This is a genomic window from Acinetobacter junii CIP 64.5 (assembly GCF_000368765.1).
In the GTDB taxonomy this organism is placed as follows: domain Bacteria; phylum Pseudomonadota; class Gammaproteobacteria; order Pseudomonadales; family Moraxellaceae; genus Acinetobacter; species Acinetobacter junii.
The window spans coordinates 1,047,179-1,056,563 of record NZ_KB849655.1 but is presented as its reverse complement, the minus strand read 5'-3'; the positions used below and the strand labels follow the sequence as shown (position 1 = coordinate 1,056,563).

10 protein-coding genes and 1 pseudogene are annotated in these 9,385 nt (G+C 37.7%); 3 read left to right on the top strand and 8 right to left on the bottom strand.

Features of this window, described 5'->3' with window-relative positions; all coding sequences use genetic code 11:
- Positions 1–189: pseudogene (locus F948_RS10640) on the top strand (IS4 family transposase); the annotation flags it as partial.
- A 47-nt stretch (positions 190–236) separates the two neighbouring features.
- Here F948_RS10640 and F948_RS10635 read toward each other — a convergent pair.
- The 7 genes from F948_RS10635 to rpoD form a co-directional block, all read right to left on the bottom strand.
- Positions 237–1,649 carry an APC family permease gene (locus tag F948_RS10635; protein WP_171053761.1) on the bottom strand — a complete coding sequence of 471 codons (1,413 nt, stop codon included), beginning with the start codon at positions 1,647–1,649 and terminating at the stop codon, positions 237–239.
- Between the two features lie 251 nt (positions 1,650–1,900).
- Positions 1,901–3,085 carry an iron-containing alcohol dehydrogenase gene (locus F948_RS10630; protein WP_004908412.1) on the bottom strand — a complete coding sequence of 395 codons (1,185 nt, stop codon included), beginning with the start codon at positions 3,083–3,085 and terminating at the stop codon, positions 1,901–1,903.
- A gap of 1 nt (position 3,086) precedes the next feature.
- Positions 3,087–3,620, bottom strand: coding sequence for a hypothetical protein (locus F948_RS10625; protein WP_004908410.1), 534 nt, complete (start codon positions 3,618–3,620; stop codon positions 3,087–3,089).
- 81 nt (positions 3,621–3,701) lie between these two features.
- Positions 3,702–4,358 carry a lipoyl(octanoyl) transferase LipB gene (gene lipB, locus F948_RS10620; protein WP_004963621.1) on the bottom strand — a complete coding sequence of 219 codons (657 nt, stop codon included), beginning with the start codon at positions 4,356–4,358 and terminating at the stop codon, positions 3,702–3,704.
- Positions 4,345–5,091, bottom strand: a complete 747-nt coding sequence (locus F948_RS10615; RefSeq protein WP_004963616.1) for a hypothetical protein — start codon at positions 5,089–5,091, stop codon at positions 4,345–4,347. Before F948_RS10615 ends, lipB begins: the two co-directional genes overlap by 14 nt.
- A 129-nt stretch (positions 5,092–5,220) precedes the next feature.
- On the bottom strand, positions 5,221–5,508 hold the full coding sequence (locus tag F948_RS10610; RefSeq protein WP_004950773.1) for a YbeD family protein: 288 nt from the start codon (positions 5,506–5,508) through the stop codon (positions 5,221–5,223).
- A gap of 151 nt (positions 5,509–5,659) precedes the next feature.
- Positions 5,660–7,543: an RNA polymerase sigma factor RpoD gene (gene rpoD / locus F948_RS10605; protein ID WP_004963612.1), complete on the bottom strand. Its 1,884-nt coding sequence runs from the start codon at positions 7,541–7,543 to the stop codon at positions 5,660–5,662.
- 353 nt (positions 7,544–7,896) lie between these two features.
- Between rpoD and F948_RS10600 the strand changes: the two genes are divergently transcribed.
- On the top strand, positions 7,897–8,103 hold the full coding sequence (locus F948_RS10600; protein ID WP_004908399.1) for a PA3496 family putative envelope integrity protein: 207 nt from the start codon (positions 7,897–7,899) through the stop codon (positions 8,101–8,103).
- Positions 8,104–8,175: 72 nt separating this feature from the next.
- A complete protein-coding gene (locus tag F948_RS10595; RefSeq protein ID WP_004908396.1) occupies positions 8,176–8,700 on the top strand; it encodes a YecA/YgfB family protein in 525 nt (174 codons plus the stop codon).
- A gap of 187 nt (positions 8,701–8,887) precedes the next feature.
- Here F948_RS10595 and F948_RS10590 read toward each other — a convergent pair whose 3' ends face one another.
- The gene (locus tag F948_RS10590) at positions 8,888–9,313 is read right to left on the bottom strand and encodes an ABZJ_00895 family protein (protein WP_004963609.1); all 426 of its coding nucleotides are present in this window, start codon (positions 9,311–9,313) and stop codon (positions 8,888–8,890) included.
- Positions 9,314–9,385 lie beyond the last annotated feature (72 nt).

Here is a 9,385-nt window from a genome sequence, read left to right as displayed (position 1 = left end):
TGGATTGCATTAATTGCCTATTTGCTGGTGAACTTCGCTAAACACATGGCACAAGAAGGATGGAGTGTTCAGCGTTTACTGAGAATTATTCAGGTCAATTTATTTGAAAGGAAACTTTTAAGGTCACTCTTTGTGCCTGATAAAAAATGGCGAAAACAAGAAGAACCTCAATTGAGGTTCTTCTTGTGATATTTGTGGGACAGCAGTGGCATGAAGCGCCTTTTTTATGATGTTGATTAAAGTTTATCATCAAACTCATTATGCTGAGGTGCAGAATATTTGAAGCCTTTAGTTTTATAACCAAGGTATAACACACCAAACATAGCCCACCACAAGCCATATTTTAGTGAGGTATCTTCAATTTCTAACCACAATGCAAAGATACTGATGAATCCCATTAAAGGAATCACAACGAAGTTTAAAATATCTTTAAGACTTTTAGTTCGTCCATCACGTAATGCATAACGAGAAATAACCGATAAATTGACAAACGTGAATGCAGTTAAAGCACCAAAGCTGATCAATGAAATAACGGTATCAAGGTTCATAAATCCAGCACATAGCGCGACTGCACCTACGATCATGATATTGTATGACGGCGTAAAGTTCTTTGGACTAATATGACCAAAGATTTTTTTATTAATCACGCCATCACGACCCATCACATACATCAAGCGCGATACCCCTGCATGCGCAGAAATACCAGATGCCATCACTGTCACGATTGCAAAAGCAAGAACATAAGATTGGAACAATGAGCCACCAACTAGGAGTAAAATGTCAGGCTGTGTTGCTGCGACATCTTGGAAGTAAGTTTTAGGATCATTTGGAAAGTAAATTTGCATGAAATATGTGCTGATGATAAACACGATCCCTGCAAATAGAGCAGTCAAGAAAATAGCTTTTGGAAGCGTTTTTTCGGTATCTTTGGTTTCTTCTGCAAGTGAACTTAAAGAGTCAAACCCTGTAAACGAGAAACAAAGTAAGGTTGCACCAGTAATTAATGCGCCAACTGAGGTTAACTCGTTCCAAAATGGTTCAAGACTCCAAAGCTGATAGCGAGTTTCTGCTGTTATTGGTCCTTCTGCGTTAAGTCCCATTTGTAATTTGCTATAAACTAAATAGGTAAATACAGCAATTACAATCAGCTGGACTAAAACAATCATGCTGTTGAAATTAGCAACAAACTTGGCGCCACGTAAGTTTACGCCAGTCATGAACGCAGTCAAAACAATAACCCAAACCCAATGATTTACACTTGGAAATAATGCTTCAAGATAAATCACTGCAAGGATGATATTGACCATTGGTGAGAGTAAATAATCTAACCAAGATGACCAACCTACCATAAAACCAACATTGGGATGAATGGATTTTTGCGCGTAGGTATATGCCGAACCAGACGATGGATAGCGGCGAATCATGTGACCATAACTCAAAGATGTGAACAAAATTGCAATTAAGGCCACTATGTATGAGGTAGGAACATGATGATGACTTTCTTCTGATACTAGACCAAAAGTGTCAAACAAAGTCATAGGTTGAATATAAGCTAAACCAATAATGATAATGTGCCAGAGACCTAGCGTTTTTTGCAGTTTAGCTGCCGATTGAGTCCCAGAGATATTTGTCAACGGCGTTATCCTCATAATCGTTGATCAAGGATCAGCTATGGTTTAAGGATCATTTGAGACGAAATGATCCCCCCTACAGAAAAAAGAAGTCCGCCAATCTATCCTAAATTGGTATTCATTGTCAGTACTTTTATGCTTTTTTTAGCAATTTTTTTGCCAATTGTGGAGAAAAAAAGATGAATAAAAGTTCACCTAAATTTTAAAAGCCCCGATCACTTTATATGATCAGGGCTTTTTCTGCATGATTTATGATCTAAATCAATTAATTACCAAGCTTTTTGCAAGATAGCACGTAGATCTTTTAAGCTTGCTTCTTTAGGATTGAAAATGATTGAACCATCATTCAGCGCTTTTTCTGCAACATCATCAAGTTGAGCTTCAGTGACTTTACCAGTTTCACGCAAATTGCGAGGTAACTTAGTTAAGCTGAATAAACGATCACGCATCGTTAGGATTGTAGCAATCGCTTTATCTGCACGTTGATTTGCAGGGGTTTGAGCATAAATGTCAGCGCCTGCTAATGGAAGCAATAATTCACCAATCTTATTGCCATTTACTTCTTTATTGTATTCAAGCACATATGGCAAGAACAAGTTCATACATAGACCGTGAGGCAGATGAGCTACTGCACCTAAAGCATGACCTAAAGAGTGAACTAAACCAACCATTGAGTTCGAGAACGCAATACCAGCCATTGTTGATGCTTGTGCAAGCTCTAAACGACCTTGTGGTTCACTAGGATTATCTAGAACTTTAAACAAGTTTTCGCTGATTTTTTTGATAGCAGCACTTGCATAAGCATCACTTAAAGGGTTAGCAGCCAAGCACGTATAGGCTTCAACAGCATGTGTCATCGCATCCATTGCAGTCATAGCTGTAAGATGCGGTGGTAAGGTTTGAGTCATACGTGGATCAAGGATCGCAGCATGCGGCATTAGATAATATGACGTAAATGGGATTTTTACGTTCTTTTCTAAGTCAGAAACAACAGCAACCATTGTTACTTCTGAACCCGTGCCAGATGTCGTTGGAATCACGAAGAACGGTTTCAATGGTTTTGATAGGTTATGTGCACCTGAGTACTGTAGTAAATCATTACCACCCTCAGATACCAGAATGTTAGTTGCTTTAGAGGTATCAATAACTGAACCACCACCAATTGCAATAATCGCATCACATTTTTGTTTGCGATAAAGTTCTGCTGCTAAGCGAACAACTTCTAAGCTTGAATCTGGTGGTACATCATCAAAAATTGCACCAATAACAGCATCAGTCGTACTGAAAGCAGCTTCAATTGGATTCAATAAGCCATTTGCGCGAACACCCTTGTCAGTAATGATCATTGGGCGTTTTGCACCTAAAGTTGCAAGTTCAAAAGGGATATGCTCTAACGCGGCATTACCAGCAATTACTTTTACAGGGCAGAAAAATTCGTAATAAGGCTTAGCCATGTTAAGCACTCCGTTGGAAATATGATTTAGCGACTTTAAGGTAAATATTTTTAGCACCCGTGAATTTTTCTTTTAATGTCAATTCGGCTGGGTAGCGTTTTACTGCGAGTGAAGCAATTAACTTAGGTAAGATCAGTGCTTCCATTTTATTTAAGCAACGGACAAGGCGAATCGCACTTGATACATCACCATCCGCAATCATTCGGTCATTTGCGAAGGCTTGAGCTGTGCTTTCTTGGAAAGAAAAAACTAAGAAGGCATGAGTCAGATGCTTAAATGTAATGGTTAAATCAGGCTTACCTTTGTAATTTGGTAATAGCTCTAATTGTTTTTCTTCTGTTACCCGAGCGATAAATGCAGGACCATTAGGAAAAACATTCATCGAGAGTATAAAGCCCACAGGAAATTTAGAAACTTCCTCTTGAACTTCACTGTCCACTTGGCTTGCCATTACTAAACCACGACCAACAACGTCCATCATGAGTTTTACGTAGGCAAATTGCAAAGTGGGCTTCACTGCTTTGGTCGAAATCACTTGCGTATCCCTTGTTAAAATTATGCAAAAGCAAATTTAGAGTATTTACTCTAATTTATTTCTCTAGATTTTAAAAGTAATTTATTCAGATTTGACTTCAAGGTCATTAAACAAATCTGCATTTTTAAAATATTCAACGAAATCATTACAGAGCTGCTCGAAATTTGGATAATCTTCAAGCAAGTCTTGTAAGCGTACCATTTCTAAACCTGCGTATCCACAAGGATTAATGGTTTGAAAACCACTTAGGTCACAATCAATATTTAGCGCAAGCCCGTGATAACTCCTTCCTTTTCTAATTTTAAAACCTAAAGACCCAATCTTACGTCCATCAACATAGACTCCTGGGGCATCTGGTTTGGCATAAGCATTGATATCGTATTTCTTGAGTAAATCGATCATCGCTTGTTCAGCGAAGCTAACTAAAGTTCTGACATGCCATTTCAAACGATTAAGATCAAACAGGAAGTAGGCAACCAATTGTCCTTTACCATGCCACGTCACTTGACCACCACGATCTGTATGCACAACAGGAAGTTGAGTATGCATGAGAATATGTTCTGGTTTACCTGCTTGTCCTTGAGTTAGAACATCTTGATGTTGGAGTAGCCAAAGCTCATCAGGTGTTGTTTCATCACGATGAGTTGTAAAATCTTTCATCGCTTCAAATCGTGTCGTGTAATCTTGTAGATCCTGAAAACATCGAATGATTAAGGATGGTTTATCAAGGTTGGTCACAATAAACTTCCTTTGATTGAATAAATACTTTTTTGCGGAAAATCTGCTCTAACTGATCGTTTTTCGTTTCATGTGGATTTGCACAATTCGACCACTCACGAATGAGTTGAATTTGGGCATATTGAACTGCGTTTTTGCTTTTTAATTTAATATCAAAATCTTTGCTGCGTTTCATGAGAAATTGTGGATCATTACCTAATTTTAACTCTAATTGATTTTCACGTTGCAGAGAAAGTTTGGCATTGTTAATCAGTGATAGCTTATCTTGTGCATTTAAAGCCTTGGCTTGGTTTAAACATTGTGGTGCAAAAGTCGAAGTGAGTAACTTCGTAGGCTGTGTAAATGCGAGAGCTGTCAAATAATTATGTTGGTATTCCTGATCTAGATTTTGAATAAGATCATTTTTGAGTTGCTGAAATTCTTTAATAGGCAAGGGGTGTAGATTATTTAATGCTTTTTTCTGTACTTTGTATTCTTCTTGAATTGCAATTAAATTGATCTTAGCAATGTCATCTGGGTGAAAGGCATAAGATTTACTATTTAATTGTGTCGAATGACGTGATTGCATCATTTTAATCGTGTCATTTAATTGTTTAACTGTGAATTTATTGGTTTCATAAACTCCTTTATATTCACACAGTTCATTTTGCCATGAAAAAGTTGCTATTTTCGCATCACTGATAGATGGGATAAATACTGTAAATAATGATAGTAAAATTCGTTGCGTTTTCATCAGCTATTTCGCAATCATAAATCGAAAAAGAAAGAATAATATAGAAGTGTTATGAATGGTTTAACTGATCAGAGGTTTTATTTGCATACATAAAAAATCCAAAACACTTTCGTATTTTGGATTCCTTGATTATAGCGCTGTCTTAATTAATGGACAGGCAGCAAGATCAGCATATAGTGCATGAACTTGTTCTAATTCTTCAAAGCGTAATTGCGCAGTTAAAGAATGATATTTACCTGTGCGAGAAGCTTGAACAGTAACTGTTTCACCATCAAACTCAGGGAAGTGCTTCTGCAAAATATCAACAACAGCCACTCGAAGTTCATCCCCTGCATTACCAATCAATTTGATTGGATAGTCCATTGGGAAAACCCAAAGATGTTCTTGCAATTCACGAGAAGGAGTGCGGTCTAACATGAGCAACCTCTTAATTTGAAACGCCTGCATCAGTGCAGGCGCTTATTATCTAATACAATAATGGGGACAAAGCACTAGACTTCAACCCCTAAATCAAAGCCTACAGAATGCACTGTTAGAGCTTTGATTTTTGAGTAAAACACACTCAATATTAGTCGTTTTCCAGGAATGAGCGTAAGTGTTCAGAACGAGAAGGGTGGCGAAGTTTACGTAACGCTTTTGCTTCAATCTGACGGATACGCTCACGCGTTACATCAAACTGCTTACCGACTTCTTCTAAAGTATGGTCAGTTGGCATATCGATACCAAAACGCATCTTCAAAACTTTTGCTTCACGTTCAGTTAAGTTTTCAAGTACTTCACGAGTCGCTTCTTTTAAGCCTTCCGAGGTCGCAGCATCCACTGGTGAAGTGATGTTTGAATCCTCGATGAAGTCACCAAGATGCGAATCTTCATCATCACCGATTGGTGTTTCCATCGAAATCGGTTCTTTTGCGATTTTAAGTACTTTACGAACTTTAACTTCGTCCATTTCTAAACGTTCGCCTAATTCTTCAGGTGTTGGTTCGCGACCCATTTCTTGAAGAAGTTGACGAGATACACGGTTGATCTTGTTGATCGTCTCAATCATGTGTACTGGGATACGAATAGTACGGGCTTGATCGGCAATAGAACGAGTAATTGCCTGACGAATCCACCACGTAGCATAAGTCGAGAATTTATAACCACGACGGTATTCAAACTTATCTACGGCTTTCATCAAACCGATGTTACCTTCTTGAATAAGATCAAGGAATTGTAAACCACGGTTCGTGTATTTTTTCGCAATCGAAATTACCAAACGTAAGTTCGCTTCAACCATTTCTTTTTTAGCACGACGGGCTTTTGCTTCACCTACGGCCATACGTTTAGAAATATCTTTAATTTCTTTAACGTTTAGATCTAGTTCTTTTTCGATGTCAGCAATCTTTTGTTGGAATGCAAGTACATCTGGGCGAACTTTTTCAAGGTGTGGTTTGATTTCAGCAGGTGCCTTAGCAATCTGTTCATCTAACCAAGCAGGATTTGATTCTTGCTCTGGGAACGTTGTACGGAACTGATTGCGATCCATACGACCACGACGTACAGCATAACGCATAATCTCACGTTCATTTGCACGAATTTGATCATGTGTGCCACGAATCATTTCTGAAATAATGTCAAATAAACGTGGAGTAAATTTGAACATCATGAACACAGCTGCTAGAGATTCAAGCGCTGCTTTCGCTTCTTCACTGCTACGACCGTGTTTTTCAATAATCGCTTTTGTGTCATTCCAAGCAGATTCTAATTCTGTAAAACGAACTTTTGCGACTTCTGGATCAGGACCTGAATCACCTTCAGAATCATCATCACCTTCAGAGTCTTCATCTTCATCATCATCGTCGAGTTTTACATCTTTTGCTGGTGCTGCTGGAGTTTCAGCATCCTCAAGCACAGCTTCTTCTTCCAGTACTTCTGGAATATCATCATCTGTTTCTGGATCTAAATAGCCAGAAAGAATATCGGCAAGACGACGCTCGCCAGTTAAAAAATCATTATATTCTTGTAAAACGACTTCAACAGCATTTGGCCAGTAAGCGATCGAGTGTAAAACATCACGGATACCTTCTTCGATACGTTTTGCAATACTGATTTCGCCTTCGCGAGTAAGAAGTTCAACTGTACCCATTTCGCGCATATACATACGAACAGGGTCAGTCGTACGACCAGGCTCACTTTCAACTGAAGCCAATACTGCAGCAGCTTCTTCTTCTGCAACTTCATCAGCAGCCTCAGTCGATTCGCCAAACATCGCATCGTCAGTTTCTGGCGCACGTTCATGCACAGGAATACCAACGTCTTGAAGCATCTGAATGATGTCTTCAATCTGTTCGCTTTCTGTAATCGAGTCCGGGAGATGATCGTTAACCTCAGCGTAAGTTAAGTAACCTTGTTCTTTGCCTCGGCTAATCAGAGCCGCTACTTGAGAAGTAGGGGAATGCATATCGCTCATCTTTGCTTACTCTTTGTTGAATCTGTGGCGGTGAAAAACCGTGCATGATAGCACAATTCACGTCGAATGTTTTGGATTTGATCCGTTTGTCTTAAATAAAAAAATAGGTTTGATTTCACGGTAGTTTGTTGGATATGGGGTTGAGTATTATTTTTTCAAGCAGCAAGTCCATTGAAAGTGATTATATTTCATTGTTGTTGCCCTCCATCTATAAATACACAAAAAAAGCGCTGAAAAAAAGTACAAATCACCGATTTATAGCGAAAAAATTAAATAAAACTTGACAAGGTATTTGAAGAAAGATAAATAGCGGCTAGACCCATTTATATTTTTCATTGTTAGAGGTAGTGTTAGTGTCTTCTACAGATTTTGAATTAGATGATGATAACTACGGCGATGATGATGTTGGTTTTGATGAGTCATCAGGAAAAATCAGCGCCAAAGAATCATTAGAAAAGCGCCGTTTGATTGATGATCTATTGGCTCAACGTCGTTTAGAACGAGAATTAAAAGATTTTGATTATGATTTCGACGACGATGATCTCGACGACGAAGACTGAGCAAAATTTCTGAGACTTTAAGTCTTAAAATGTTATGCTGTTGACGAAATATTTTTAAAATTTGGATAAAGAATGAGTACGTTAGATTTAGACTTATTGAGTAATTATCTTGACGGTGATCAAAACGAATACGGTCTGGATTTTGCAGCGACTCATGGTTTTCTGTGTGCAATAGCCGTAGGTCCAAAGTTTGATCGTTGGTTAGAAGAACTTTTTGATAATAATCAAAAGAAAGTTCCTAGCGAAATCGTTGAACAAGTTAAGTTATGGTTAGAGTCTCTAAGACAAGACTTAGCAAACGAAAACGGAATCGAATTTCCTTTTGAAATCGAAGAAGCAGACGTTGAATCAAGTTTAGGTGATTGGAGTGTAGGTTTCGTTGATGCAATGTTCTTGAACGAGGATGCTTGGTTTACACCTGAGTTTGAAGAGCAACTTGTAGATTTAACTTTACCAATAATGGTCTTCAGCGGTATTGATGAAGAAGATCCTCAGATGGAGTCTTTCCGTCGTAATGGTCAATTGATGGATGAGTTAGCAGAAGAAATTCCAGATAATCTGAACGAAATCTATCTCATGTATCATACTCCAGCCTAATATGTTGTATTTATCAGCTTATTAAGTTGATGAAATTTGATATAAAAAACGTCCAATAATGGGCGTTTTTTATATCTTTAAATTTATATTTTGATCGATTAGATTGAATGTTTTATATTTGAGAAAAGATTAAACTGACACCTAATAAGCCCAGCAACTAATTAATTCTTGGTTCTAAACATCTCAATTAAGACGTTTTTTTATTCTCAAGTCCTTTTAGGGATTGCTTTGCATACCAGCCATAGCTGAGATGAAAAATAAAGTATTCAATTAATATTAAAAATACAGTCACCAAAATCCAAAGCCATATAGGAATGTGTTTAATAACCTCAATAGATGTCTGAATAGGAGCAATAAAAAATAGTGCGATTACGACGAGGATTGCACTGATAATTAAGTTACTCGCAATTGATCCTAAGATTAGATGCTCACGTTCTTGAGGATTAGGGACTCTTTGTTCGCGTTTTACAAAGATCCATGACGTAAAAAATCCTGCTGCAATTAAGGTCGGCACAGTAGTAGAACTTGATAGATCTATAAAGTAGGCCAATAATCCAAAAATAAGTAGCGTGAGTGTATAAATACCTGTAAATATCCATAGATAATATTTCATTATGATTTCTCTTTATGATTTGATTTTGGGTCTATAAGTAATTCAAATCTATATGTTAATTTTATTTTTTAA

Excerpts from the sequence above, each read along its gene's own strand:
- F948_RS10590 (WP_004963609.1), bottom strand. The coding sequence starts at position 9,313 with ATGAAATATTATCTATGGATATTTACAGGTATTTATACACTCACGCTA.
- F948_RS10595 (WP_004908396.1), top strand. The coding sequence starts at position 8,176 with ATGAGTACGTTAGATTTAGACTTATTGAGTAATTATCTTGACGGTGAT.
- F948_RS10615 (WP_004963616.1), bottom strand. The coding sequence starts at position 5,091 with ATGAAAACGCAACGAATTTTACTATCATTATTTACAGTATTTATCCCA.
- F948_RS10635 (WP_171053761.1), bottom strand. The coding sequence starts at position 1,649 with ATGAGGATAACGCCGTTGACAAATATCTCTGGGACTCAATCGGCAGCT.
- F948_RS10630 (WP_004908412.1), bottom strand. The coding sequence starts at position 3,085 with ATGGCTAAGCCTTATTACGAATTTTTCTGCCCTGTAAAAGTAATTGCT.
- rpoD (WP_004963612.1), bottom strand. The coding sequence starts at position 7,543 with ATGAGCGATATGCATTCCCCTACTTCTCAAGTAGCGGCTCTGATTAGC.
- F948_RS10610 (WP_004950773.1), bottom strand. The coding sequence starts at position 5,508 with ATGTTAGACCGCACTCCTTCTCGTGAATTGCAAGAACATCTTTGGGTT.